General features: G+C 28.8%; 21 protein-coding genes. 4 read left to right on the top strand and 17 right to left on the bottom strand.

The genetic code is table 11. The annotated features are described in order from the left end of the window. Window positions 1–18 precede the first annotated feature (18 nt). The 11 genes from GCL60_RS07085 to GCL60_RS07035 form a co-directional block, all read right to left on the bottom strand. Complete coding sequence (locus tag GCL60_RS07085) at window positions 19–594, bottom strand: hypothetical protein (protein WP_153419632.1); 576 nt, start codon at window positions 592–594, stop codon at window positions 19–21. A 40-nt stretch (window positions 595–634) separates the two neighbouring features. Then, entirely contained in the window at window positions 635–2,128 is a 1,494-nt protein-coding gene (gene tssC / locus GCL60_RS07080; protein WP_153419630.1) for a type VI secretion system contractile sheath large subunit, read from the bottom strand. Window positions 2,129–2,151: 23 nt separating this feature from the next. Then, entirely contained in the window at window positions 2,152–2,685 is a 534-nt protein-coding gene (gene tssB / locus GCL60_RS07075) for a type VI secretion system contractile sheath small subunit (protein ID WP_153419628.1), read from the bottom strand. Window positions 2,686–2,787: 102 nt separating this feature from the next. Beyond that, on the bottom strand, window positions 2,788–6,639 hold the full coding sequence (locus tag GCL60_RS07070; protein WP_153419626.1) for a hypothetical protein: 3,852 nt from the start codon (window positions 6,637–6,639) through the stop codon (window positions 2,788–2,790). A 19-nt stretch (window positions 6,640–6,658) separates the two neighbouring features. Then, entirely contained in the window at window positions 6,659–7,372 is a 714-nt protein-coding gene (locus tag GCL60_RS07065) for a DotU family type IV/VI secretion system protein (protein WP_153419624.1), read from the bottom strand. Continuing rightward, complete coding sequence (gene tssK / locus GCL60_RS07060) at window positions 7,369–8,706, bottom strand: type VI secretion system baseplate subunit TssK (RefSeq protein ID WP_153419622.1); 1,338 nt, start codon at window positions 8,704–8,706, stop codon at window positions 7,369–7,371. Before tssK ends, GCL60_RS07065 begins: the two co-directional genes overlap by 4 nt. A gap of 15 nt (window positions 8,707–8,721) precedes the next feature. Continuing rightward, the gene (locus GCL60_RS07055) at window positions 8,722–9,357 is read right to left on the bottom strand and encodes a hypothetical protein (protein ID WP_153419620.1); all 636 of its coding nucleotides are present in this window, start codon (window positions 9,355–9,357) and stop codon (window positions 8,722–8,724) included. Beyond that, window positions 9,350–9,865 carry a hypothetical protein gene (locus GCL60_RS07050; protein WP_153419618.1) on the bottom strand — a complete coding sequence of 172 codons (516 nt, stop codon included), beginning with the start codon at window positions 9,863–9,865 and terminating at the stop codon, window positions 9,350–9,352. The genes GCL60_RS07055 and GCL60_RS07050 overlap by 8 nt, the downstream gene beginning before the upstream one ends. Window positions 9,866–10,264: 399 nt before the next feature. Further along, on the bottom strand, window positions 10,265–11,572 hold the full coding sequence (locus tag GCL60_RS07045; protein ID WP_153419616.1) for a phosphatidylinositol-specific phospholipase C domain-containing protein: 1,308 nt from the start codon (window positions 11,570–11,572) through the stop codon (window positions 10,265–10,267). Window positions 11,573–11,875: 303 nt separating this feature from the next. Further along, complete coding sequence (locus GCL60_RS07040; RefSeq protein WP_153419614.1) at window positions 11,876–12,271, bottom strand: NirD/YgiW/YdeI family stress tolerance protein; 396 nt, start codon at window positions 12,269–12,271, stop codon at window positions 11,876–11,878. Between the two features lie 208 nt (window positions 12,272–12,479). Continuing rightward, window positions 12,480–14,825 (bottom strand): helicase-related protein, encoded by a 2,346-nt coding sequence (locus GCL60_RS07035; RefSeq protein ID WP_153419612.1) that lies wholly within the window; start codon window positions 14,823–14,825, stop codon window positions 12,480–12,482. A gap of 105 nt (window positions 14,826–14,930) precedes the next feature. Between GCL60_RS07035 and secG the strand changes: the two genes are divergently transcribed. Then, on the top strand, window positions 14,931–15,368 hold the full coding sequence (gene secG / locus GCL60_RS07030) for a preprotein translocase subunit SecG (protein WP_153419610.1): 438 nt from the start codon (window positions 14,931–14,933) through the stop codon (window positions 15,366–15,368). A gap of 32 nt (window positions 15,369–15,400) precedes the next feature. Here secG and GCL60_RS07025 read toward each other — a convergent pair whose 3' ends face one another. The 3 genes from GCL60_RS07025 to GCL60_RS07015 form a co-directional block, all read right to left on the bottom strand. Continuing rightward, window positions 15,401–16,990, bottom strand: a complete 1,590-nt coding sequence (locus GCL60_RS07025; protein ID WP_153419607.1) for an SGNH/GDSL hydrolase family protein — start codon at window positions 16,988–16,990, stop codon at window positions 15,401–15,403. Between the two features lie 311 nt (window positions 16,991–17,301). Further along, the gene (locus GCL60_RS07020; RefSeq protein WP_153419605.1) at window positions 17,302–18,495 is read right to left on the bottom strand and encodes an acetyl-CoA C-acyltransferase; all 1,194 of its coding nucleotides are present in this window, start codon (window positions 18,493–18,495) and stop codon (window positions 17,302–17,304) included. 14 nt (window positions 18,496–18,509) lie between these two features. Then, window positions 18,510–20,888 carry a 3-hydroxyacyl-CoA dehydrogenase/enoyl-CoA hydratase family protein gene (locus GCL60_RS07015; RefSeq protein ID WP_153419603.1) on the bottom strand — a complete coding sequence of 793 codons (2,379 nt, stop codon included), beginning with the start codon at window positions 20,886–20,888 and terminating at the stop codon, window positions 18,510–18,512. A gap of 165 nt (window positions 20,889–21,053) precedes the next feature. Between GCL60_RS07015 and GCL60_RS07010 the strand changes: the two genes are divergently transcribed. Continuing rightward, entirely contained in the window at window positions 21,054–22,349 is a 1,296-nt protein-coding gene (locus tag GCL60_RS07010) for an MFS transporter (protein WP_153419601.1), read from the top strand. Here the strand turns inward: GCL60_RS07010 and GCL60_RS07005 are convergent. Together GCL60_RS07005 and GCL60_RS07000 are read right to left on the bottom strand one after the other, a co-directional pair. Next, a complete protein-coding gene (locus GCL60_RS07005; protein WP_153419599.1) occupies window positions 22,346–22,696 on the bottom strand; it encodes a CZB domain-containing protein in 351 nt (116 codons plus the stop codon). The two genes, GCL60_RS07010 and GCL60_RS07005, sit on opposite strands and share 4 nt — an antisense overlap. Window positions 22,697–22,859: 163 nt before the next feature. Continuing rightward, entirely contained in the window at window positions 22,860–23,216 is a 357-nt protein-coding gene (locus GCL60_RS07000; RefSeq protein WP_161998115.1) for a type II toxin-antitoxin system PemK/MazF family toxin, read from the bottom strand. A 527-nt stretch (window positions 23,217–23,743) separates the two neighbouring features. On the opposite strand from GCL60_RS07000, the gene GCL60_RS06995 reads away from it, so the two are divergent. After that, complete coding sequence (locus GCL60_RS06995; protein WP_153419595.1) at window positions 23,744–24,994, top strand: BaiN/RdsA family NAD(P)/FAD-dependent oxidoreductase; 1,251 nt, start codon at window positions 23,744–23,746, stop codon at window positions 24,992–24,994. A gap of 10 nt (window positions 24,995–25,004) precedes the next feature. Here GCL60_RS06995 and GCL60_RS06990 read toward each other — a convergent pair whose 3' ends face one another. Next, entirely contained in the window at window positions 25,005–25,814 is an 810-nt protein-coding gene (locus tag GCL60_RS06990; protein ID WP_153419593.1) for a substrate-binding periplasmic protein, read from the bottom strand. A 269-nt stretch (window positions 25,815–26,083) separates the two neighbouring features. Between GCL60_RS06990 and GCL60_RS06985 the strand changes: the two genes are divergently transcribed. Then, window positions 26,084–26,572: a hypothetical protein gene (locus tag GCL60_RS06985; RefSeq protein ID WP_153419591.1), complete on the top strand. Its 489-nt coding sequence runs from the start codon at window positions 26,084–26,086 to the stop codon at window positions 26,570–26,572. Window positions 26,573–26,605 lie beyond the last annotated feature (33 nt).

Genomic DNA, 26,605 nt, shown 5'->3' with positions numbered 1-26,605 from the left:
CTTTTTAATTACTTTAAATTAAGCTTTTAAAGCAAAATCTTTATAAGAACCAAGTGTTACCTTGATATTTTTAAGATCTTCGTAAGTAATAAGTTGTGGATCAAGAATAACAGGATTGCCTTGAACTTGGTTTTTCGCAGCATATTTAACTCCAACATAACCAGTAGCATTGCTGATAATGATTTTTAGAGTTTTTTTGCCGTCTGCTGCTAGAACAGGAAGAGCAAGTTTAACGTGAATGTCTAGGTAAGCACCATGCTTAACATAAAGTGGAGAACGATCTTGGTCTTCTACGTACTCAAGAATTTTTGCAGATTTTAGCTTAGATTGTTCAAGCTGAGCATAAATATCTTCAATTTCTGCTCCTTCTGGAGAAGAAAGAGTGATTTCCACATTTACTGGATAGTTTTTGAATGTTCTTTCTTTTAAAGATGTATTAATTGTAGACTCTGGCATAAATTCGCCGTTGAGTTCTTGAATTAATAAGTAAGCAGGCAACTCTGGGTGAGCTGCATTTTTAGGATCATAGTCAAAGAAAGAAATCGCTAACTTAGTTTGTGACTTTGGAACTGGTGCTACTAATGTATCTGTCATAATTATACTCCATCATATTATGAGTTGTTTTAAAAAAAAGTTATTTACCTGCTGGTAACTCGCTAACTAAACGCATTGAAATTGTTAATTCGTTTAAATAGAAGTGTGGCCTTAAGTACATTACTGCGCTGTAAACACCAGGCTTGCCAGGAACGGTTGAGACGTCAATACGTGCTTCACGTAGAGGAAATGCGCTTTTTACCCAGTCGGAAGCAGTATCAGATAAAATAACGTAACGGGAAATCCAATTGTTTAAATAAGCGGAAACACCTTCTGGTGTTGAAAAACTTCCAATTTTATCACGCATAATACTCTTTAAATAATGAGCAAAGCGAGATATAGCCATTATGTATGGCATTTGTATAGTTAATGATGCATTTGCATTGGCTAGATCATTGTCATACTCCTTCAATTTATGAATTGTCTTGGAGCCAAAAAATACGGCTTGGTCTGTACCACGTTTATAAACAAGGCTTAAGAAACCAAGGTCATCTAATTCTTTTTCACGACGGTCAGTAATTGTTACTTCCACAGGATTTTTTTGAACTCTGTTCCCTTCTTCATCTGTAAATAGGTAAATAGGGAGGCCATCAACGGTTCCGCCATTTTCAACGCCGCGGATATTTTGGAACCAACCGAATTGACGATAGGATTGTCCAATTCTGTCTGCTAAATAGAATGCAGCATTACCCCATAAGAATTTTTCGTGGTCTTTTTCATTTAAATCTTCTACAAATTTAAATTCTTTAACAGGAATGCCATCATCAGAATATTCATTACGCATGATAACGCTTGGCATAGCTAAACAAACATATTTAGATTCTTCTTTAGAACGGAATGTATTCCAGTTTGCATAATCTACAGAATTAAACATGCGCTCTAAGCTTTTTGGTTTGCTTAAATCGGTAAAGGAATCCATGTCAAAAAGTTTAGAACCTGCAGCTGAAATAAAAGGAACGTGAGCAGCAGAGGCAACTAAAGAAACAGCTCTTAAAAATTCAATGTCTGTTTGACTACGTGAGCAATAGTAATCACCTACTAACATTCCAAATGGTTCACCACCAAAAGTACCGTATTCGCTTTCGTAAACTAATTTAAAAAGTCCACTTTGGTCCCAGTCAGGAGCGGTGCGGTGGTCTAAAAGAATGTCATCTTTTGTTGCATCAAGAACGCGAATTTTTAATTTATCATCTGGTTCTAAATTATTGATTAGCATTTCTAGACCACGCCAGCTTGCTTCTAATTTTTGAAATTCAGCATGGTGAATAATTTTGTTAATTTGTTCTGTTAATAATTCATCAATTTCAGAAATTCTTTCATTGATCATTTTATTAAAATCATTTTTTGTATTTAATTTTTCTTGAACAACTTCTTCTGCAAATACTTGCAACATTTTTTTGAAGTTTTCTTTTTGCTGATCATCAATATCGCTGTGTGTTACTTCAAGAATTTTTTCACTGATATCAAAATCTTTCATATCTAAAAATGATAAATCAGCTTCCATTACTTCCTGGTATCTTGCTTGTGCGTTCATGTTTATCCCTTCTTTTTCTTCTTTTAATTATTAGAATTAGTTTCTTCAGGTTGTGAATTTGGTTTTTCAGGAGCAGCCGCTAATTTTTTTAGAGCTCCTTTATTATCCATTAACTTTTTCAAAATCACTTCAAGAGATTCATTGCTGTCTACTTTAGACTGAAGGTCAATTAATTTTTTTCTTACTTCTAAAAGTTTTGAAAGAGTAGGATGATTTTCTGCAATTTTACCAGGAGTAAAATCAGCCATGCTTTCCATTTTTAAATTAACAGCTAAATTTGAGCCATTTTTTTCAAGTGTATTTTCTACTGTAAATGAAACTTCTGGTGCAATTTTTTGCATAGTTGAATTATAGTTTTCTTTTTCAACAGTCAAAAATTGACATTGTTTTATTTTTTGAGGTTTTTTGTTTTTATGACCAGATAAGTTTGAAATAAGGCCAATTACAAAAGGAAGATCCTTAGGTTTTAAGCCGCCTTCTGCATGAAGATCATATGTAATTTGAACTCTAGGTGGTCTTACTTTTTTTAACTTATGTTGAATACTTAATGCTGACATTTATGTCTCCTTTTATGTTTTACACTTCCCTGTAACAATTAAAAAATTGATTGATAATTAAACTTTCATGTTTAATCCTCCAAACTCTAAAATATATATTCCTTAAATATCTGGTAACTCTGAACTTTCATCTTGTGAAACCCGACTTGATTGGTCTTTTACTTCTGGTGCAAAAACTGGGAATTTTGGAATTGCAATTTGTTCATTTAAACTGTTATTTTTAAATAATTTATAATTGAAATTAAATAAAATTGCGTTTTCACCGTTTGAGTTAATTAAATTCATTTTTAATTTGTTTGAATTATCGCATCCGTCTTTGCAATCACGATATCTCATAATTAAAGCAAGCATTCCCCATGGGTTATTTTCATCGGAGACAATATTTTGAATATCGCTATTTGTTACCTTGCTTGTTTTAGACTTTGAAATTTTGAATGAAAGCTTACATGGGTCACCAAATGTCCATTTAAAACGGGCTTCTTCTTGTGTTCCATGGTTTGATCCAAATTTTTCAGCTCCACATTCTAATTTCCAATTTAAAATTTTATTCCCATTGATTTCATTTTGTCTATCTGCACGAAAGAAAAATTCTACAGGAAATTTAATTTTACCATCGGAGTCTTTGCCAGAAGCCATAAAGGAATAAAACTTATTCGTTTTTTGAATAAAGTCTTTATATTCTGGTTTAAAGAAACTTGGGTAATATTCTTTCAAAAAGCTTAAATATGATTTTGCAAAAACTAAATAACTTTGCATAAATGACTTCACATCATCTAATAAAGCATATTGTCCCATCTGTGAAATTTTATTTGTTTCAATAAAAGGAAATTTGTTTGATAACTTTTGATTAAACATTTTAGAGATTAAATTGTATTCAATTATGCTTCTTTCATAATATAAAGATTGGCATCTGTTTCCAAATTTATTGGCAAGATTATACTTAATTACATCAAAATAATCTTCATCATTACGGCGATTTATTTGAATTGATTTTAAATATTTATAACAAGTTTCTGTAACTGTTTTATTTAATGAGTTTAATATAAAATCATTTAAGGATGAAATAGAACCAACTTCCGATTTTTCAATTAAATCAATTTTAATACGTTTCCAAAATTCTCTACTTTCAATTTCGGAAGAGTCTTTAAAGGATAAATTTAATTCTTCATGTATTGTCATGAGAGGAGAGACTTGGTCATTGTATATTTTTAAAATAATTCCTTTTTGTTTTTGAAGATATTCTGACAATTCAGCTTCGGTTGAAACAGCAAAATATCTTTGGGCTGCAGGACTTTCTCCATTCCACCAGTTAAAATTTGAGGTTGTTCCTGCATAGAGACCAGCGCCAACTAATTTTCCTTTTAATGTTTGAAAATTGTGGTTAATTTTTGAATACACAAATGGAAAAATTGTTTGAGCAATTTGAGATAACTGGTATTTTGTAACAAACGTGTTCATTTGTTTTATAACCTGATACGATTCTACAAGATTTTTTACATGGTCATCTTGCGAATTTTCAATGGTATTCAAATTTGAGCGATAAGAAGAAGTAAATAATTTATTTTTATTATTAATTAAATGCAATTCAACAATAAATTTCAAAGTGCTTTCAATTTTATTTTGTAAATTTGGCGTATACTTTTTATCTTTAAATGATTTAATAATATTATCTAAATTAATGGTGTTATTTAAAACTGTTTGTAAAAATTCGATATTAAAATACTGAATTTCATTTAAAGCTTCTAAAGAGTGCTCATTTGATGGATTTAGTGCTGTATAATCAGATATAATTTTACTTAAGTGTGAAAAATAAAAGTCAATATCTTTATGAATTACTACAGATTTATCTAATTCAATTAAAAATAGTTTTTGATCGAATTCCTTAATTTGGTAGGTCAGCATAATGTCTTTAAAGTCTTTAAATATGTCTTCAATTCTTTTTTTATAAAAATCGATGTCTTTTTTAGAGATAATAGATGCATTTTGAAGACTTGTATACAAAACATTATAATGATTTGTATTGATAAACTCATCAACCGATTTTGTCGTTTGAGAAGTTATACTAGCAAATTCTTTTAGTGCTAAATAATCGGCTACAATTTGTTTTATAAATTTAAATTTTTCTTCGTTACTTAAGGAATTAAAGTTAGGTTGCTCAATTTTAAAAGCAGTACTAAATAATTTATTCATTGAATAAGCGTGTGCATCGAGTTTCTTTTTATTAAACTGTGATGTTACTAAAATTTCGAGAACTTTATCAAATTTATCTTTTGATTTTTTTTGAAAAGCGTCATGGCTCATTTCAAGTTCGAGCTTAAAATTTTTACTTTGTAAGGTAGCAATTTTTGCATTTGATTTAAAATCAAAATTACATTGAGTTAAATTACTATCTGTCCCATAAATTGTCTGAAGCATTTGGTTAATAGAATCACTGAATGAATCGGAATCTTTGTGATTAAGTTTGCTATAAATATTATTGATTCGAGACATTCTACTCACGTTGTCTGATGCATAAGCGTAAGCTTGGTCATGGTTTGAAAAATTAGAAATATCATCATGAGCAGTAATAACGACGGTATCGCTCACATATTTATTGAAAGAATGAATTAAATTTTTATTAAAAAATTTGGAAAAATGGGTTGAATATTGTTCTTGGATAGAAGAGGAAGAGCTTTTACTCCAAGAAGGAATGATAAAAGTATAATTGCTATCCATCCTGCTTAAATGATAGGCGTCATTGATGATTTCGCAAGAAATATTTGTAATTTTAGAATTTTTTCCTAAATCAGAAAGGGAATTATACTCTTTAATTTTATTATTTATGTGGCTTATTTTATCGTATTCCTTATGAAAACTTATAAGAGAATCCGTTAAACCAACCCCAAGTGCTACGGTTGTGATTCCAGCAACTCCAGCTCCAGCAACAATTACATTTTGGTACTTATTAAAACGATTGTTATTTAATCTAATATTTTCAAATTGAGATTCTGAAATTTCTTTTAAAAGAGACTCAATATTAATCATGGATGGATGATCTAAATGATAAAAGAACATGCCAGCGGAACAAAGATTAATTTTATATTTTTCAAGATTCTTTTCAATTTCATAGTTGTAGTTCTTATGGCAATTACTAACTCCATTTTTTAAGGATGAAACAATACCAATATATTTTCTAATTTCATTTGAATCTAAATTTTGTTGAACAACATTAAATTTTTTAAAATCGAGAAGTTTTTTATAATTTTCAATAAATTTATCTGAACTTTGTTGAGCAATATTTGAATTTTCAAAATGAAAAGGATATTCACAAAATCCAACTATTTTTGTATTATCTTTTATTTTGAAATCTGAAATAATTTCAGAATAGTTTCCTTTAATTGGTAATTCTAATAATGAATAATATGGAATTTCTGCTTTATAAATTCCATTTAACTCTGAAAGTACAAAATAGTCACGAAAAACAATAGCATTTAGTTCATCAGGATTATTTTTATTATTGGAAATATCTTCGTTATCTTTGAAAGAAAGAATTCCTTTAAATAAATAAAAATCATTATTTTTTCTGATTCTCTTTAAAAGTCGAATGAAACGTCTTTTAAGAGCTTGCATTTCTGGATTTCGCTCTTGATTGAGGACTTCTGTGTTTAAGATAATGTAGCTTGTATTATTTACAAAAATTGCTGAAAATAAAGATTCTTTTGGAAAATTGTAAATTTTATTTGTTTCAGGGTTTAGTTTTTCTATTATTTTAGTTGTATTTTCATCTAGAATAAAAAAGTATTTTTTATATTTAAAATCTTTTTTTATGGATTGAAAATAAAAATAATCTAAAAAATAATTTTTTAGTGCCGGTTTTCTTAAAAATTTAAACTCTCGTTTTTTTAAGAAAATTATTTTTCTTGCAATATAAAATATACTGCAAAGAAATAAAATTATTAAGACAATTTTAATCATAAATTAAATTACCACTTGATTAGTTAAGTTTAAGCATAATATGCCAGTATATTTCACCAATTAAAAAAGAAACAACAATTCCAACAAAAATATATTTTATTGTTAAATAAATTAATTCTTTTTTTATAAAATTCTCATATTTATTTCTTGTCACTAAATAAGAGGGTTTTTCGAATTCTTTGCCAATACTTGTGGAATCTGAAAATATTTCTCTTAGTTTCTCTGTTAGCTCTTCATATTTTTCAGTAAAATCGAGTTCACGGTATTTTCCTTTAAAACCAAGTTTCAACAATGTATAATAAATTTTTGCAAGTTCAGCGTCTTTCGAGTTTTTTTCTTGTATTAATTTTTCGATCGTATTAAAAATAAGATCTCCACCTGCTTGTGAAGTGTAAAGAGCTTTTTCAATAGAATCTAATCGCCAAAACTGTCTTCCATTCCAATTTAAACAAATAAAAGTTTCATCAAAAAAGCAAATTATTGTGAAGACGATTTCGTCAATAATTTTTATGTCAGATGATCTTCTGTTTTGCTTTAAATATTTTTGTTTATTTTTAAAATATACTATTAAATCATTTTTTAAATTTTTAACTTTTTCTTCACAATCAATTGAATTGAATAAATCCGTATTGACTGCATCATATATATGTTCATTTAATTTTGATATAGATTCATCTATAAATTTATTTATATCAGAAAAAATATCATTGATTACTAGGTTTGAATTTATCATGATACTTTCTCTTGATATAAGTAAATTTCTTCTGGTTCAAACTTATTTAGTAATGAATTTGATTGTGTAACTATAATTACGTTATCAATTTTATTTTCAATAACCTTAGTTTGAATATTAAATGTTATGAAATCTTTTTTAACAATAATATCTGGGTTTAAAAACTCTTGTTTTCTTTCAAAACCTATTGCTCTTTTTTCTAAATTAAATTCCATATCTGTTTTTTCACAAATAAGAGCAGTTTTAATCCACTCTAATATTTCTTCGTCTTTTGTGTTTGCTTGTTTTTTAATTGAAACTTTTATAAACTCAGGAAGTTTATAATTTAAATTGATAAAGAATATATTATCTTTTTTGTTAAAACGATATGTTCTATATTTTTCTGAAATTTCTTGCTCTAAGGAGTTCTGAATTTTAGAAATAATATTATCAAAAACATATTTTATATTTGTATGGTCATAGATTGTATTTTCTACATTCTCAAAAATTTGATTGATTGAACTAATTAATGATAAAGCAACACAGCATTCTTTGTATAAAATTTCTGGTGTTGTTGATTTTAATTGCATAATAGATTCAATATTTGAGATGGCATGTTTTAAATTTATATTTAATTGAGTTTTTTCAATATAGCTTAAAAAGTTTTCTGTGTTCTTAATGAAATCTATATCTTGATTTAAAATATCAAGTTTATTTCTCATAAATTCAATTAAGCTTAAAGAAGTTTGATATAATTTATCGCTTGATTTTATAGAAAGACTTGGTGGAATATATTCTAAAAAATGAATGACACCATCATCAATTTTAATTTTTCCGAGTGGTAAAAAGGCACAATTTACAGGTGGATGAGTATCCATATCTAAAAATACGTTTTCGTCTAATGTAATAAATTGTTTTTCTTCGTTTTCCCAATCATTAAGACTTTGAGTTTTAGATGATTTGTAACGAGAGTCCTGTTCTCCAAAAACAAAATTCTTTGGTGAACATTCTGGGATAGAAAGAAAAATATAAGTTTCTTCTATTGGATTATTTTTATACTGATTTAAATCAATTTTAAGTTCATATTCATTTTCAAAATTTTTACAAAACAAAGTGCCATCGGAAAAAATACACTCAATTTCTTTAATTTTAAAAATATTATATTGTAAATCATCTTCTTCAATTTTAATTTTATGAATCCCATAAAAATTTGGATTTTCAATTAAAAAACGTTGTTTATTAATTATGTCAATTCTTTGAAATTCATAATATAATACCGATGGATGAAGGACATTACCTTCTTTCCAGTTTACTGCTTTTGGTATTATTGAAAATCCAAGATCTTTTTGTATCATTAGATATTACCTTATTTAAAAATTTCCAATAAATAGATGAAACATATATTCAACATTATTGTCTGATACTTTTTGTGAAGCTTTAAAAATATAACGATATTGAATACCAAATTCGAGAGTGGCATATTTCCATAAATTTATTTCAGCAGAAATAGCAGGACTAAAATAGTCAAAGTTATTTATTAATTTAAATTCATCATTCTCTATTTCAAAATAAGCTCTTCCAAAAGTTGCCCTTAACTTTGGATGTATAAAATATTCTCCAAAAAAGGAATAGCCAATTCCAGCATTGAATGAGCTATAATGATTCATAATTACGGATTCAGTTGTTTCTTCAATTTGATATTCAATACTTGTTTTTGTAATTGAATATTGTATGCCAGAAAAAATTGAAAAAGAGTTATTTAGTATTATACCAAGCTGTGTCGACAAAAGAGGTGTATATTTATTTCCAAATTTAGATACATAAAGGCCTTGATCTAAATAATACCCTACATTCTTATCAAAATCTTGATATGAATTTACGTTTATTACATTTTGTCTAATATCAGCAGGATATGCTGTATCAATTTCATGAGCTTCAATTTCAATTGCATTTAAACTTAAAGGTAACAATGTAATTATAGAGAATAATATTTTTCCTTTAAGCATTGTCATCTTCCTTAATTGTTGCTTCGAGTTCATTCGATTTTAGATCAATTTCTTTGACTTCAATCTTTAATTTATCAAATAACATTCTTATGTTACTTTCTGAGTTTACTTTTATAGGAAAGGCATTTTCTTGTGAGCTATAACGATTAAATATATAAATATATTTACAATTTTTTGGAATATTTACTGTGACCATTTTTTTAGATTCGGTAGGTATAATATATGTCTTGTAAACTTTAACGTATTTTGATTTTTTAATTTCTTGAAACTCTGTATTTGATTCGTCAAACCAATCTTTATTTGAAGTTTGCTCTATTTTTTTACTAAACTCTGGTGAAGAACTTGTAACAATATCATTTTCAAATGCCATGTTTTTATTTGATTCACTTTTAATTTTCATTCTAATTACGAGTGTTTTGCCAAATAAAGCCTCATCCAGAGTTTGACAGCCTGTAATAAATGTAAGAAAATTAGATATTACTAATAAATAGAAATATTTTTTAAACATTCATATCTTCCTATAGAGTAATTCAAATGAATGACACTATACTTTTTGTTTAATTGAATTTTAGAAAACTAATTAATTTTATTTTTTTTATATGCCTAAATATGAATTTTTAAAATTACATATTTTATTATAAAAAACTATAAAAATTAAAATTTTTTAGTTTAATTGAATTAAAAATATAATTCAATTGGTATATTTGTGATAAATAAATTTTTAATTTATTTCAATTTTTAATTAAAAAATTTTTAAAGTATTTGGAATATATTTTTCCTTTATTTTTTATCTAAATAAAGTGTATTTATTGTTTTTAAAATAATTTTATAGCTGTTTTATTTGATTAAAATTAGGAAGAATATTTTGAAGTGATTATAAATTACATATTTTTTAGATATTCATTTCTTAATTATCATTTTTTATGTTGCTTCGAATTATTTCAACTGCATAAACAGAATCTTTCATTCCATTTTTTCCAAAATATTTTAATTTAAAATTTTTGTTTTCAAAAGATGCATCAAATGAATCTATGTTAATAGGTTCTGTAAAATTTAAATCATTTAGGACTTCTATTTCTGTGTATTCTGAATTGTTTAAATTGTAGTCAGAACTATAAATTAGAATTTTAGTTCCTTTTGGAACTCCTTGTAATTGCGCCTTTGTTACATAGTCATAACAACCCGCTTTGTATAAAGGAATTTTTCTATTGAATGTAGTGGCTAGGCCACAAACCAAACTTTCGTAATTAAAGTTTTTATTATAAAATAAAATTCCACCATTATTATGCCATTCAACATATTCTAAAGCATTGCCATGAGTAATGTTGTCCACAGCTATAAAATTAGGAAATCTTTTTGAATAAGGTTTGCAATATTTTTCTTCTCTTTTTTTCAATTTATAAAACTTATTATCTTCCTCGGAATGAGGGGCATAAGGTATTCCATGAAATTGGTTCATAACAAAAATTCTATCCCAGTAATTATAAAAGGGTGAAGCCTTTTCTGTGGACAAGGAGATGTCTTTCCATCTAGAGTAACATCTATAATCATGACTCATATAGGTGTCACCTAAGCTCCAATAATTTTCTACAGAAATATCTTGCCCAAAAATAACGTGGACTTCACCAGAATTAATTTCAAAATAGCCAGAGTTTTTTTCATTTTCAGAAATTATAAAAAGTCTTTGATTTTTTTGGATGAGTTCATTTAATGTAGGCCAGTTACTTCGATCGTTCCATTTTTGAGGATTAAAAACATATTTTGAAAGATCTTTAACTTGATTTAATGCTCTTTTAAAAAAATCTTTACTGCTATGGTCTTCTAAAAATAATGTTAAAACTTCATTTGGATTATTTTCTAAGAAGGGAATAATAGTGTTATTCATTTCTTCAACAAATGTGCCATATTCACTTAATAAACATGTTTTATGGCATAAATAAATCTCATCATTAAAATCATATAAATCAAGCATAAGTCCTCTAACGCCTAATTCTAATTGTTTAGAGATTTTAATGCCATATTGATTTGAAAAATTAGAATAATTTGAATAGGCATTATGAGCAACAAGCCAGGTATATTGGTTAAATGGTTTATCATAATTTGACACATAGTCTGGTCTGGGTGCATAGTCATTAAACTCGAGACAAAAAACATTGAATTGAATAAAAAATAAAAATAGAAATGTAAATAATTTTAAAAATATATTGTTTTTCATAATTTTTTTCCAGAGTATTATAGGTGTATATTATTTATAATAAATTATGAATTCAATTTCAAGAGAAAATATTTTTATTTTTATGCTTTATTTTAATTTAATTATATATTTTTAAGATTAATTTGTAATATTTTCGAAATAAAAAATATTTTTTAAAATTTTGCTTTTGAGCAGTAGGAATTTTCAGAAGGTAACTTTTTTCTAAAAAGAAATTATTTACGACATTAGATATGCAATAATATGTCTGAATTTTATTCAATATATCAACTAATTATATTTTTCTATTTATGAAATTATTAAATTTTAAAGAAGTTCTATAGGTTCCTTTACATCAATCTTAAATCTATTGCATTTTCCAATATCTAAATAACTTTTATCTATTTCTCCACGAATTCGAATTTTTTGATTTTTGTCAAATGGTTTATCAGGCATGATTTTTTTTCCATCATCAAATTCATCTATTTTTAAACAAATATTTTCTTTTGATTTTTTATCAGTAAATAAATATTTATCTGATGAATTAGTTAATTTAGATAGAATATAGCCTTCTAAAATAACGAAAGAATCATTGGGCATTGACATTGCTTCTTTAATACTGATCGCTTTATCTTGAATCGTATCATCTACAAATCCTGCATTTGCAGTTGAGCTAGAGAATGATACTAATAATACAGAGAAAAATTTATTTATAGTCTTCATTAGATCCTCCTATGAGAAAGAAAATTTACTATATTGTTTTTTTATTTTTTTTCAAATTTTATAAATTAGCTTATATAAAAAAAATCAAATTATTTTTAAAGATAATAATAATTTGATTCAATTTAGTGAAATTATCTAATATTAAATTTTTTATGTTTTTTATGGGAGTAAAAAGTAACATTATTTTAGCAAACAATGTTACTTTAAATTAGTTTTTTTTATGTTCGTCTTGCAGTTTTGATGGTTTTTTTAAAATTTTGAAACGATCAAGAACATTGGATAGTGTTGGCAAGTTTTCTTGAATATTTGTTGCCACAGAATCCTTGGCTGCAACGGCAGCAGACTGAACAGCATCTTGAACTAAAGACACCATGATATCGAATAGTCCAGGACGTTTTGGTGGGGTAGAAATTTTTTGAGTAGAGCGATCTTTGCGCTTATCGTTAGCTGTTTTGGCAGCATGGCGAGCAGCATCAATCGCATCTTTTGCTCTTTCATCCCTTCTATTGAATTTATCAGTTGTTTGGCGATTTGTTGTGCCACCATCTTGTTGGTGTTTGTGACCTTGTTGGTACGAAGCTTTACGCTGCTCGAAAGGCTTTTGATTGAAACTTGCTGTCTGAGATTTGGAGCCCTCTTTTGCAGTGATTTCTTCTTTTGTTTCGCTTTCTGGGCGTGGATAAAGTTTAGCTGTAAAGGCAGCTGTTGAAACATTGTCTTTTTGAACAGGAGTTTCAATTTCGTATTTTTTAGTAACTTTTTGAATTGGTTCTTGAGTAATTGTTTCAGGTTTAGATATAGGAGTTATATCATCTGCTACAGCTGTTACTTCTTCCTCTTCGTAAGAAACACCAATTCTCTTTACTTTTCCGCTAGACTCTAAAGGATATTCTGAAATATCTTTCATATTAAAATAATTTTTATCAGGATTTGCAATATGAATTTTAAAGCCCAAAGTATTTTCAATTGCTTTAATATTAAAACCATAGTCTTCACAAATAAAAGAAACAGCAATAGGATTTTTTGCCCCTTCTATTCGACAAATACGGTTCATAAATGTGCTAGGGGAGTCTGGTAAATCAAAATTATAAATACAACTTAATTCACGAATGCCGAGAGATTTTGATATAGCATCTGTTGTTACAATTACATTTACATCGCCTGATTTAATAGATTTTATCAATGCAATTCTTTTTTGAGAACTAATTTGTGATGTAATCAGTTCTACTTTTACTCCATTCCCATGAAGTTTAAAAGCAATCCATTCAGCAACTGGTTTTGTATTTGCAAATATAGCAGCACAATTAGGTTTGTGAGTTTTAAGGTGTCCAAGTAAAACTTGAAATTTTTGTGTTGCTTGTAATGCATGTGCAAACTGTTTTGGTTGTCTTTCTTTAATTTGGCTTGGTAAAGTAGTAATGTATTCTGGATCTTCAAGAAATTTAAATGAAAACTCTCTTACATAGGGAGAATTTTCATTTGCAGAAATAATTTTTTGTGTTCTTTCTTGAGGAAGCTCTGCAAGAGTTAATTCTAAATCTGTAATGGATTCTTCATTTGAAAAACTTTGGGCTTCAAAAGCAAAATATAAGCCTACATTTTTAGACTTAATAGATTTATTTTGAATCGCTTTATTCAGACTCTTAGGAGTGGAAACTAAAACGTCTATGGGTTGTCCAAGTTCTGTTTCTTTAAGTTCATCTTCGTCTAGTTTTGAAATAGATATTCCTAAACTCTGGAAAATAGAGTGGCTTGCTTTATATAACTCATCTGCCTTGGATTGAGTGGGGCTGATAAAAAGAACAGATGGAGAATGGGCCGCACCTTTAGGCAAACTTTCAGATAAAATTTTAGAAGCAGCTGTTACTGTTCCAATTAAAAACCCTTCCACCTGTTTGGGCTTGATAAGCAAAACATCGGATCCCCTAAGAGATGCAGACAATGCTTTTTGAAGTGTTTCGTTAGGTTCAGAAAACCCAGCTTTTTTAATAGCTTCAATGATAAAGTCATTTGCTATTATGTTTTCAAAACGTACTCTTTTTTTTGTGTTTTCAGACTCATCAGGTACAACGTAACTAGGTGCTGGAGATGATTCCGCTTGTAAAACTTTAAGCTTAGGTTCTTCTTTATAAGGAAGAGTATAAGACATGGTCTTTTTTTCTTCCGACTTCACTGTGGCTTCTATTTTTACAACAGGCTCATGTTTTATTGTCTCAATTTCAATATCTGGAAATAATGTATTTTGAGGCAAGATTTCAGTTTCTTTAACTATTTTAGCACTTGATAACGTTTTTTTCTTAGCTGCTGGTTTAACAACTTCTTGTTTAACCGCTTTTTCCTTTTTAACAGGAACTTCTTTTACCTTTTTAGGTGCCTGTTTTTTTATAACTTTATCCTGTTTAGTCGCTTTGGAGGTTTCTGCCTTCTTTGATTTTGGTGCAGCAACATCCGATTTCGTCGTAGCTTTTTTAGACCTAATTCCAGAAGGCTTTGCCTTAGTCGTTTTGTCTACTTTGGATTCTGAAACTTCTTTTTTTTTGGTCATGCGCGTCATTTAATAAACCCACTTGGTGAAACGAACTTGAGAAATCTTTATTGCTGTGCAATACCTATCCTACTTGAGTAGGCATACAGCCTTTTCTATCCTGAGGATACTAAGATGATTTCAACTCTTCTGACAACTCTTTTAATCATAGATGCCTTAGTTTTGATAGTCCTAATTATTGCGCTTCAGCAAGGTAACGAGGGTGGACTAGGCGGAGCCTTTGGTGGAGGTAACACATCAGGCTTTTTTGGTGCAACTGGTGGTGTCAAACTTATTGTTAGAGCCACTTGGATTTGTGGGCTTTTATTTTTTGTTTTAGCAATTTCTTCATCTTGGCTAAGAACTCATAATAAGTATGAGTTAAAAAACCAACTTGAAAAAAGTTTATCAACGCCAAGTGCTGCGGCTCCTTTAGATACTGCGCCTTCGGCAACATTACCACAACAATCTTTACCGTTGTCATCTTCTGGCCCTGCTTTACCTAACCCAGAGCCTAAAGCCCCAACTATTCCAAATCCGGAACCCAAAGTTCCTACGGCTCCTAAGCCATAAAAAAACCTTAACTTTTATGTTAAGGTTTTTTTTTAAATATTAATTTGTTTCTGACAATACTCTCTAATGTTTTCCATATTGTAGTCTGTTTTTGGAATAAAATTTTCCTCTTCCAATTTATGAATAACCATGTAAGAAATCCAGCAATGAGTATAACTTGTTGGGTGTGGAGAATTCCAAAAAATAGCAAATCTGTCTACTGTTCCATCCTTAGCTTTACAAGAGTTATTATAAGCAGATTGATAAGCAGATTTATCCCCCTTAATTGAGTTTTTAGATGCGGTTAAATAACTGCCTTTATAACAATAATCTTGGATAAACTTTTTAGTTTCTCCTGGAATAGGATAAATTGAATCTAGTTTTGTAAATCCATAATTAAAATCTTGATTTGTAAATATATCTTTTCCATCAAGAAGTGAATTAAAGTTTTTATTAACATCTAAAAGAGAAATATTTAAATTTTGATATGGATTATTTTCCATATTATCTAATTCTCTCTTTAAATATTGGTTATAAAAACTAATTACATTGGAAATATTGATAGAAAATTCTTGTTTATCTGTTTTGTCATCAAGATTTTTGTCAAACTTCATTTCTAAAGTTAATGGTGTTTTTCCAAAATCAGGAAGATTTAAAACTAAAAAATGTCTTCCCCCTCTATCACTTAAAGTTTTTATTTGCGAAATAATATTATCTACAGCTCTTTTAGAAACTGTTCTTGAACCATTAATGGAATCAGGATATTTGAAAAAATCTTCAGAATACATTGTTTGTTCAAAAGTTGAAATATAATCATTTGCACCAATCCACAAAATAAATAATGTTTCTTCTGGATTAGAGATATAATAAGATTTATTAATATAAGAATCATTTGTTAAATAATTATTAACATAATTATTAATATAATCTCTAGAACTTCCTGTTACTATATTTCTTCCAAATGAAATTATATAATCCATGAAGTCTTTAATATAGAAATTATTGTTACCTTCTGTTTTTGCGCCACCAAATGAAAAATTTAATATTGGTAAATGTGCTAATTTTTTTAAATAGTCATTCCAAATGAATCCATCTGAAAATCTCCCATACCAAAATGGATAAAATGGCATTACTTTTGTCCATCTTTTTAAATTGCCAGAATCAGAAAGACTATCTCCAAACAAAACAATTTGTTTGATATTTCCTTTAGTTGAGTCATCTTTTTTAAAACGAATTGGATACTCAAATCCATCATAATTTGAGCGGGATGCTTTAATGTCGTATAGTTTATAACTTTTGTTTGATTTCCAAAAAAATGTACCTTGTGTTATTGCTTTTTGGCATTGTTCTTTAGCTGTCTCATAATTTAAATCTTCGGCATAATAAAAGCCATCTACAATTTTTCCATTTAATTGAACATAGCTTGAATTATTTAAGTCGATTGCCCAAAAATAATTTGTTATTGCTCCAGGAATTAAAGTACTTGCTTTCATAAGCGACGGATTATGAGAACTTTCACCACGATTTGTATCGTAGTAATAGCAAGCCATATAATAGTTTGCTGCTATGGCGGCAAAGGAATATTTCATAAAAAAGCATAGGAAAAAAATATTTTTAAAATTGATAAATTTTTTTATATGCATAATAATTCCTTTATTTTTTATATATAAATATTTTAAATCCAACTATTTTTTACAAAGCAATTCTTGTGCCATATATGTTTTTTAAATTAAATTTATATAATTTATAGTATATTTATGGTTTTTTGAATTTATAGGATTTTTTGATAAAAATAAATTATGTTTAGAATACATTAAATTTTATTTTATTGTATTTCTTTCATCTATTTTTAATAATAAGTTAATGATTAAATTTGTTACTAAGCAAAGGGATTTTGTTTCAATAAAGAGATTAAGAAGAGTTTTACTCTTCTTTTTGAAGAGGAGAGTTTATTTTAAACCATTTCTATTAAACCAGCAGCACCCATACCTGTTCCAATACACATCGTTACAATTCCATATTTGAGATTATGTCTTTTCATACCATGAACGATTGTTGCAGTTCGGATTGCACCTGTTGCACCAAGGGGATGTCCTAAAGCAATTGCTCCGCCTAAAGGATTTACTTTTGAAGGATCTAATCCTAAATCATGAATAACGGCTAAGCTTTGTGCTGCAAATGCTTCATTTAATTCAAACCAATCAATATTATTTTGTTTTATTCCCGCTTGTTTTAAAACTTTTGGAATAGCTTCTTTTGGACCAATTCCCATAATTTCTGGAGGAACTCCTGCAACAGAAAAACTCACAAATCTTGCTAAGGGAACAAGATTATATTTTTTGATTGCTTTTTCACTTGCTAAAAGAATAGCTGCAGCACCATCACTCATTTGTGAACTATTTCCTGCGGTAACACTTCCTCGTGCTGCAAAAACAGGTTTTAATTTTGCTAATGCCTCAATTGTTGAGTCTGCTCTTGGGCCTTCATCATGGATAATTACTTTGTTACTTGTAATGATTTCCCCAATTCTTCCAGGAGAAGCATCCGTAATTGTGTATGGAATAATTTCATTTTTAAATTCACCATTTTTAATTGCTTCTGTAGCTCTTCTGTGACTTTCTAAAGCAAATAAATCTTGTGCTTCTCTTGTTACTTTCCATTTATCAGCAACCTTTTCAGCTGTCATTCCCATTCCATAAGCAATCCCAATGTTTTGATCATTGAAAAAAGCAGGATTCATCACGACTTTATGGCCCATCATTGGAATAAGACTCATGCTTTCTGTTCCTGCGGCAACCATTAAATCGGCTTCTCCCAATTTAATTCTATCTGCAGCCATGGCTACTGCTTGAATCCCAGATGAACAAAAACGATTGATCGTCATACCGGGAACTGAATTTGGGTACCCTGCTAATAAAAGTGATATACGAGCGACGTTCATTCCTTGTTCAGCTTCAGGCATGGCGCAGCCAACAATAACATCTCCAATTTCGTTTGGATCGATTTCGGGTGCTTGAATTAATAAGCCTTTTAAGCAGTGAGTAAGAAGATCATCAGGTCTTGTTACTTTATATACTCCTCGAGGAGCTTTACCTACAGGAGTTCTTATTGCGGCACAAATGTAAGCATCTTGAATTTGTTTTGACATATGGAAACTCCTTCTTAATTTCTTAGTGGTTTGCCATTTTTTAGCATGAATTCTATTCGTTGCTGTGTCTTATTTGTTTTTAATAGTTCCATAAAGAAACGGTATTCTAATTCAAGTAACCATTCGTCAGTTACCATGTTACCTTGTTCGATTTCTCCACCACCTAAAATGGTTGCTACTTTTTTTCCAATTTCAAAATCATGCTCAGAGATAAAACCGCCTGCTAACATATTTACAAGAGCTGCTTTAAAGGTCGCAATTCCACCTTTTCCAGTGACTATGATATCTCTAGATTTTAGAGGTGGACGATAACCAGATTCATACATTCCTTTTGCTTCTGCAGTAGCAACATAAAGTAACTCATTAGGATTAAAAATAATGGTGTCTGATGGTCTTAAATAACCAAGCTCTTTTGCATCTTCAGCACTTCTTGATACTTTTGCCATTGCTATATTTTCAAAATATCTTTGCAAAAATGGGAAAATATTTCCTCCTTTTGCTTCACGGCTTGCTCGTAAGGCAAACTCTTTACAGCCTCCACCTGCTGGAAGAAGTCCTACTCCCACTTCTACAAGTCCCATATATGTTTCAAGTGCTGCTACTGCTTTGGAGCAATGCATAACAAATTCACATCCCCCTCCAAGAGCAAGACCTTGAACGGCAGCGACGGTAGGGATTAATGAATGTTTTAATGCCATGGATGCTTCTTGAAAACGTTTTACCATTGTTTCAAGAATGGTGAAGTTATTTGTTTGTAACGCTTGAGTTACTTGAGCAAGATTTGCCCCTGCACTAAACGGAGATTCTGTTTGCCAGAGCACCAAACCTTTAAAGTTTTTTTCTGCTACTTTAACAGATTCAATTACGCCATCTAAAACATCGGAACCAATAGCATGCATTTTACTTTTAAAAGAAAGAACTGCAATATCAGGATCAATATTCCAGAGTCGAACACCATCATTTTCAAAAATGGTTTCACCATACGAGTGTTTTTCCCCTAAAACTTTTTCAGGATAATGTTGTCTTAAGTAAACTGGAAGTTTTCTTCTTTCTTCATTTATTTTTTTAGTTGGCGAATAGCTTCCTTCAGCAAAATGGACAGCAACACGATTTTGATCTGTTACCCAAGTTGGAAGTGGTGTATTTGTTATAGATTTACCTGAGGCGATATCATTATTTATAGCTTCTGTAATTAATTTCCAGCCCGCAGCTTGCCAAGTTTCAAATGGCCCCATGGACCAGCCGTATCCCCAACGAATAGCTAAATCGAGATCTCGTGCATTTTCAGATATATCTTGTAATTGAACAGAACAGTAATGAAATAAATCTCTGAAAATAGACCATAAAAATTGAGCCTGCGGATTATCTGATTTAATTAATTGTTTAAATTTTTCAGAAGGATCTTTTATTTTTAAAATAGCTTCAACAGAGGGATCAACTTCTTGTTTACTTAAGCGATAGTTTTGTAATTCAAGATCAAGAACATGAATTTCCTTACCATTTTTTTTGTAAACCCCTGCCCCCGCTTTTTGTCCTACAGCACCTTTAGATATTAAAGTTTGAATCCAATTTGGTACTTTAAAAATGGAGTGCCAAGGATCATTTGGGAGTGTATCCCCCATTGTTTTAATAACGTGAGCAAGAGTATCAATGCCAACTACATCTAATGTTCTATATGTTGCGCTTTTTGCTCTACCAATTGATGTACCTGTTAATGCATCAACGGTATCAAAACCTAAATGAAATTTATCGGTATGGTACATTGTTGCTAACATGGAAAAAACCCCAATTCTATTTGCAATAAAATTTGGGGTATCCTTGGCACGAATAACGCCTTTACCAAGTGTCGTTGTTAAAAAAGCTTCTAATTGGTCAAGAGTTTTAGCGTCTGTTTCTTTTTGAGGTATGATTTCAACAAGAGTCATGTATCTGGGAGGATTAAAAAAATGAATTCCGCAAAAATTCTTTCTTAAATGAGATGGTAAAACCTCAGATAAAGATTGAATAGATAATCCAGATGTATTTGTTGCAAATATAGCATGTGATGCAATTTTAGAAGAAACTTTTGAATAAAGATCTTTTTTCCAATCCATTCTTTCGCTAATTGCTTCAATAATTAAATCACATTGTTCAAGAAGATTTATATCATTATCATAATTTGCTGCAGTGATATAATTTACTTTTGATTTTACAGAAAATGGAGTTGGTTCTAATTTTTGTAAAAACGCTAAAGATTTTTGAACAATACTATTTGGATGTCCTTCTTTAGAGGTAAGATCAAATAAAATAACTTCAACATTTGCATTTGCTAAATGTGCTGCAATTTGTGAGCCCATTACACCAGAACCTAAAACGGCTACTTTTCGAACTAAAAAACGATTTTCATTTGCCATTTTTAACCTCGCATTTAAAACGTAACAGAACTTATACGACTTCTAGGTTGCGCTGGAGTGTAAACTTTTAAATTAGATTTGACAACTTTAAGTGATTGCATACCTTTTTTGTAAAGCGAGCTGATGTTAGAATTTCTTTGTTAATTTAATTAATTGGAGGAATGAATGGCTAGCTTTAAAATAAAGTCTACTTCAAGTATCTTTTTAACCGTTTTAGGTAGTGGTTTGGGGAATGTTGTTGAGTGGTATAGTTTCTTAGCTTATGCCTATCTAACTCCTGTTTTATCAAAACTTTTTTTTCCAGATGTTAGTGAAAAGAAAAGTATAATTTATGTTTTTTTAATTTTTGCTATTGGATTTTTAGCTCGACCATTTGGAGCTATTTTTTTTGGTTATTTAGGTGATAAAGTTGGAAGAAGAAAAACATTAATTATTTCACAATTATTAATGGCTATTCCAAGTTTAATTATTTGTTTTATTCCAACCCATGAACAAATTGGTTTTAGTGCAGCAATTATTTTATCTATATTAAGATTTGTACAAGGTTTTTCTATTGCAGGTGAATATACAACCTCGCTTTGTTACATTTCTGAAATGAGTCCTAAAAAAAGGAGGGGCTTATATACAAGTACAGTACCTTCTAGTACAGCAATTGGGATTTTAATAAGCTCATTTATCACTCTTGGTATAATTCATTATTTTGAAAAGAATAACACTTTGTATACTTATGGATGGAGAGTTAGTTTTTTTATCGGATTTGTTTTAAATACATTAGTTATTTTTATTAGACTCATGCTTAAAGAAAGCTCTGTTTATACAAATCAAAAAAAAGAATTGGGGAAAATATCTTTCAAAAAATTTCTTTCTCTTTTAGCGAAAAAAGAAGTTATTAAGTTAATTACTGTTGTCGTTTTACTAGTTGTGGCTTATGCATACTTTTATCAATTAATTTATATTTGGAATCCTACATTTTTAGAGTCATATTTAAAAAAATCGAATGATTTTTCTCTTGCTGTTAACGGTTTTTCAATGATAGTATTTTCTATTTTTATATTAATTGGAGGTTTTATTTCTGATTATATAGGAAGGAAAAAAGTAATAATCTATTCGTCTATTTTTATGATACTTGTATTTGGGCCTTTGTTTTATTTATTGGCAAATATGAATGAAGTTATGTTTATTTATCTATATATGTTCATTTTATCTATTTCTTTTGGGCTATATGTTGGAGCATCTAGTTCTTTATTTGCAGAAATTTTTGACACTAAAATTAGAGCGACAGCCTTATCTCTTGCTTATAACATACCCTATGCAATAGTAGGAGGTTTGACTCCAGCACTGTTATCTACAGTTTTATTTCAAGGAAATTATTTATTTATAATATTAATCACAATGTTAATAATGCTAGTTGCTTTTATAACATCAATTTATCTTAAAGAAACTTACAAAAAAAATCTTTAGATCAGTAAATGCTGCATTTGCATTAGTAAAGAAACAATTTCATTTGATAAAGTATTAAACTTGGAATTATTTCCTGTGATGTCTGTCTCATTTATTTTTTCGCCATTATCAATTCTCTGCACAATATTAGCTGCTTCTTTATGAAAATCTGCATGAATTGACTTTAGCTTGAGATAGTTTTTGTTGGTTGAAAATTTATTTTCAACTTTATAAATCCATTTACCTAAATCACAAACATTGTCTTTGCAAACAATGTTGTGATCAAGAGATTTGTCTGGATTTTTTAGATAATTAAACAATTTCACTTTCCATGCGGTATGGGCTTTTACGGCATCATCAAAGTTCATAGGAAATCCTTTAACTATAATTAAATAACTTAAGGAAATAATATTATTATTTTTAATTAATGTAAAGTTATTGAAATAATTTTTAATTATCGTTTTATATGAAAAAAGTTAAATGAATATATTTTCATTTAACTTTTTATATTTAAGATTGATTTTTTATATTTTATTCTTTGAAGTATGCAAATAATTTATTTTGAATTTTAGATCTTAAGTTTTCAGGAACTAAACCAACTTTTTTGATAAAAATATTTCTTTGAACAGTTAATATTTGATCGCAAGTAATGTAGGATTCACAAAAAAGACCAGTTTGTTTACTTCCTTCAATTGCAATAGCAGAATAGCTTCCTAAACAATGAAGCATTATAGGTAATACAGTAGGTGCGTGATAAGTATCTAAATAGCTTTGTCCAGTTACAATAATGCAGTAATTAATTTCACTTTTTTCTTCAGATGTTTGAGTTAATGTTGCAGGATCGGTGAGTTGACTTAAATCTATTTTCCAAATTTCCCATTGTTTCATAATGAGCTTTCCTTCCATCAGAAAATATATGAATAAATTACGAGGTTGAAAAACTCGATAAATTAAATTAACAAAACAGAAAAAAATTGTCACCTTATTTTTAATGTATTTATGAAATTATTTATATTAGTTATTATAGATATTTGTAAGAATAAATATCTGTATTTAAGTATAATTTAATCAATTAGGCGTGTTACCTTGTTAGTTCATGTTTTAATTTCGCGAATTAAATAATGATTAAGATATCTTTATATTATAAATACATAAAATATTGTTATATTTGAATTATATTTTCTTTGACCTTTATATTTATATATAATTTTTTTAATACCTGATAATTAAAGTGTTTTTTTGTGTATAAATTAAAAAATATTATAACATCATGAAAATATAGATAAAATATTATTATTCCGGCTTTTCTTTTTTTATGTATGAGATAAAATGAATTTTATCATTCAAAATCTTGCCAATTAATCCTTTAAAATATAGGTTTTACCTCTTTGTTAGGCTCTTTTATGGAGATAAAAATGGAAGAATGGGATTTTGTCGTTATAGGAGGGGGAGCTGCTGGATTTTTTGGAGCTATTGCCTGCGCAGAAGCTTATCAGGAGGCTAAAGTTCTTATATTAGAAGCAACAGCTCGCGTTCTTACAAAAGTAAAAATATCGGGTGGGGGGCGTTGTAACGTTACGCATCATCAATATGAGCCGAAACAACTTGTTACTTATTACCCTCGTGGCCAAAAAGAACTTGTCGGACCATTCCATCGTTTTCAACCTAAGGACACAGTTTCCTGGTTTAAAGAACATGGTGTTGAGTTAAAAGTTGAAGATGATGGAAGAATGTTTCCCATAACAAATGACTCTCAAACAATAGTGGACTGTTTACTGAACACGGCAAGAGAGTCGGGTGTTTTGCTTAGAAAAAACAAATTGGTTGAAAATATTGTTAAAGTAACAGATGGTTATGAATTAATCGTAAAATCTGAGGAACGAATTTTTGCTAAAAATATATTATTAGCAACAGGAAGTATGCCTTATGGAGTTTCTTTGGCTGAAAAACTAAGCCATAAACTAATTTCACCTGTTCCTTCTTTATTTACATTTCAAATAAAAGATCCATTATTAGATGATTTACCTGGTATTTCTTTTCCTCAGGTAAAAATAATTTTAAAAATAGAAGGTGTTTCAAAAGATTTTATTCAGGAAGGTCCTTGTTTAATTACCCATTGGGGGTTAAGTGGCCCTGCAATATTAAAGCTTTCTGCTTTTGCTGCAAGAGAATTATACCAATCAAAATACAAAGCAAGTATTATTGTAAATTGGCAAGGTAATTTAAAATCTGATAATGCTTTACAAATACTTGAAAAATGTAAAAAAAATTCACCAAAGAAAAAAATAATAAATGAAAATCCATTTCAATGCGTAAAAAGATTTTGGGACTCCTTATTAAAAGTTTCAGGAATAGATGAAAACCAAATTTATGCAGATGTAACAAAAAAGCAATTAATAGATTTGGCTAATAAAGTAACACAAACAAAACTAGATGTATCTGGAAAAGGTGTTTTTAAAGATGAGTTTGTAACTGCTGGTGGAGTTACAAGAGATGAAATAGATTTTAGAAATATGGAAAGTAAAATTCATCCAGGCCTTTATTTTGCTGGTGAAACTATTGATATAGATGGCATAACGGGTGGCTTTAATTTTCAAAATGCTTGGACTGGAGGCTGGTTAGCTGGAAATGATATAGCCAAAAAACTAAAATTGAGTATTTCGTAAAAATATTTTTTTATTTTAAAACTTCTTTTATTTTTGCTTTATACTCATTTGATTCTCTTACTTCTTCAAGACTTTTCCAAATTTTTTTTGCTAGTTCAGGGTCTTCTTTTACTAATTTATGAGATAAAATTAAAAAATATGATTTTTTTTCAAGTGGAGGATCTAACTTAATTACATTTGAAAATTCTTTATTTGATTTTATTGTGTTATCTGCTTGAAAAACAAGCATAGCAGCTGCATCTAAGTTGCCTTTAGATACATTATTTATAAGAGCTACCGAGGTCTTAGCAGAGTCTTCCACAGTTTCAATATTTTTCATTTCTTTTTGTTTATTTAATAAATCAACTATAGAAAAACCGCTTTGTGCTCCTACTTTTTTAGCTCCTGTTATCTTACTTCCATCCCAATGAATATTTGCTCCTTTTTTAATATAAAGCGCATATTCAGATGTATGAGTTCTTTTAGAGTCATCTGGTTTTCCTTCTTTTGAGCCTAGTGGGATACCTGGATAAGCTCCATTTTCAAGACGATCTGCTTTGTAGCTTCCAGCAAATACACCATCAAATTTGTTTTCTTTTAGTTCTTCTAAACAACGTTTCCAGGGAGCTGCCGTTAATTTAACCTTTAGCTCTGGTATTTTTTTTTCAATTCCTTGAATTTCAAACATATTCAGTCCTGAATTATTTTTCATAATCCATGGGAATGATTCATTATCTTCATGGCAAAATGTCAATTCTTTTGCATTTAATGAGTTCATTAATATAAAACTAGAGATAAATAAAAGAGACTTCGTTTTGAATGAATAAAATTTTAGTACCATATATTCTCCTTTTAAAAATTCTTATTCTATTTAAATATAGCACTTTTATATATTTGTATTCAAATACTATGACAATATTTTGTTAAAATTATATTTTATTATTTGAATTATGTAATAGTTTAATTTTTTAGTCCTTTAAATATATGAATTAACTATTAAATAAATATATTTAAAAAACATAAAATATATATTTACTTGTTATGTTTTCTATAATAGCTAAATCAAGTTGTTTTTAAGTGTAATTTTATTGAATAAAGGGAAAATAATTAATGAAAATCAACAAATTAATAGCTATAATCACTTCGCTTTTAATCACTACTGCCGTAATCAGTTGTGGAAAAAAAGATTCCAATTCTCCAAAAGTAGAACAAATCTCTTCTGATGCAGATAAAAGAATTTTAGGGAATTGGTTTTTATTTAAAATTCCAGTAATAAATGATAGTACAGGGTTAACTATTCCTAATCATTATCTAACAACAGTAATGAAAGTTGAAAATAATGAATTAACATTTATAAATTCATTTGATAATAATGGGATAGTTTATTGTACTGTTCAAGCATCTACAAATAATTTTAAAATATCAAAAGATACTATAGAATTGAAACAAGATTTATCTGCTGAAAATACACAAGGTGGATTTAGTTGCAAAAATAAAGTTAAAAGTTTTAATTCCAAATATGCTCTTGAATCTGATGATATTCTTGTTTTAACAAATGTTGAAAGCAATGATGTAATAAAAATTAACAGAGTAAAATAATTTAAAATATTTTATTAGCCCACCAAATTGAAC

Source organism: Silvanigrella paludirubra (genome assembly GCF_009208775.1).
In the GTDB taxonomy this organism is placed as follows: Bacteria; Bdellovibrionota_B; Oligoflexia; order Silvanigrellales; family Silvanigrellaceae; genus Silvanigrella; species Silvanigrella paludirubra.
The sequence above is the reverse complement of the archived record's forward strand: the minus strand, read 5'-3'. Positions and strand labels throughout refer to the sequence as shown.

Excerpts from the sequence above, each read along its gene's own strand:
- GCL60_RS06985 (WP_153419591.1), top strand. The coding sequence starts at position 26,084 with ATGAAAATCAACAAATTAATAGCTATAATCACTTCGCTTTTAATCACT.
- GCL60_RS07005 (WP_153419599.1), bottom strand. The coding sequence starts at position 22,696 with ATGAACTTTGATGATGCCGTAAAAGCCCATACCGCATGGAAAGTGAAA.
- GCL60_RS07050 (WP_153419618.1), bottom strand. The coding sequence starts at position 9,865 with ATGTTTAAAAAATATTTCTATTTATTAGTAATATCTAATTTTCTTACA.
- GCL60_RS07020 (WP_153419605.1), bottom strand. The coding sequence starts at position 18,495 with ATGTCAAAACAAATTCAAGATGCTTACATTTGTGCCGCAATAAGAACT.
- tssK (WP_153419622.1), bottom strand. The coding sequence starts at position 8,706 with ATGATACAAAAAGATCTTGGATTTTCAATAATACCAAAAGCAGTAAAC.
- tssB (WP_153419628.1), bottom strand. The coding sequence starts at position 2,685 with ATGTCAGCATTAAGTATTCAACATAAGTTAAAAAAAGTAAGACCACCT.
- secG (WP_153419610.1), top strand. The coding sequence starts at position 14,931 with ATGATTTCAACTCTTCTGACAACTCTTTTAATCATAGATGCCTTAGTT.
- GCL60_RS07085 (WP_153419632.1), bottom strand. The coding sequence starts at position 594 with ATGACAGATACATTAGTAGCACCAGTTCCAAAGTCACAAACTAAGTTA.
- GCL60_RS06990 (WP_153419593.1), bottom strand. The coding sequence starts at position 25,814 with ATGGTACTAAAATTTTATTCATTCAAAACGAAGTCTCTTTTATTTATC.
- GCL60_RS07055 (WP_153419620.1), bottom strand. The coding sequence starts at position 9,357 with ATGCTTAAAGGAAAAATATTATTCTCTATAATTACATTGTTACCTTTA.
- GCL60_RS07045 (WP_153419616.1), bottom strand. The coding sequence starts at position 11,572 with ATGAAAAACAATATATTTTTAAAATTATTTACATTTCTATTTTTATTT.
- GCL60_RS06995 (WP_153419595.1), top strand. The coding sequence starts at position 23,744 with ATGGAAGAATGGGATTTTGTCGTTATAGGAGGGGGAGCTGCTGGATTT.
- GCL60_RS07035 (WP_153419612.1), bottom strand. The coding sequence starts at position 14,825 with ATGACGCGCATGACCAAAAAAAAAGAAGTTTCAGAATCCAAAGTAGAC.
- tssC (WP_153419630.1), bottom strand. The coding sequence starts at position 2,128 with ATGAACGCACAAGCAAGATACCAGGAAGTAATGGAAGCTGATTTATCA.
- GCL60_RS07010 (WP_153419601.1), top strand. The coding sequence starts at position 21,054 with ATGGCTAGCTTTAAAATAAAGTCTACTTCAAGTATCTTTTTAACCGTT.
- GCL60_RS07000 (WP_161998115.1), bottom strand. The coding sequence starts at position 23,216 with ATGAAACAATGGGAAATTTGGAAAATAGATTTAAGTCAACTCACCGAT.
- GCL60_RS07025 (WP_153419607.1), bottom strand. The coding sequence starts at position 16,990 with ATGCATATAAAAAAATTTATCAATTTTAAAAATATTTTTTTCCTATGC.
- GCL60_RS07015 (WP_153419603.1), bottom strand. The coding sequence starts at position 20,888 with ATGGCAAATGAAAATCGTTTTTTAGTTCGAAAAGTAGCCGTTTTAGGT.
- GCL60_RS07070 (WP_153419626.1), bottom strand. The coding sequence starts at position 6,639 with ATGATTAAAATTGTCTTAATAATTTTATTTCTTTGCAGTATATTTTAT.
- GCL60_RS07040 (WP_153419614.1), bottom strand. The coding sequence starts at position 12,271 with ATGAAGACTATAAATAAATTTTTCTCTGTATTATTAGTATCATTCTCT.
- GCL60_RS07065 (WP_153419624.1), bottom strand. The coding sequence starts at position 7,372 with ATGATAAATTCAAACCTAGTAATCAATGATATTTTTTCTGATATAAAT.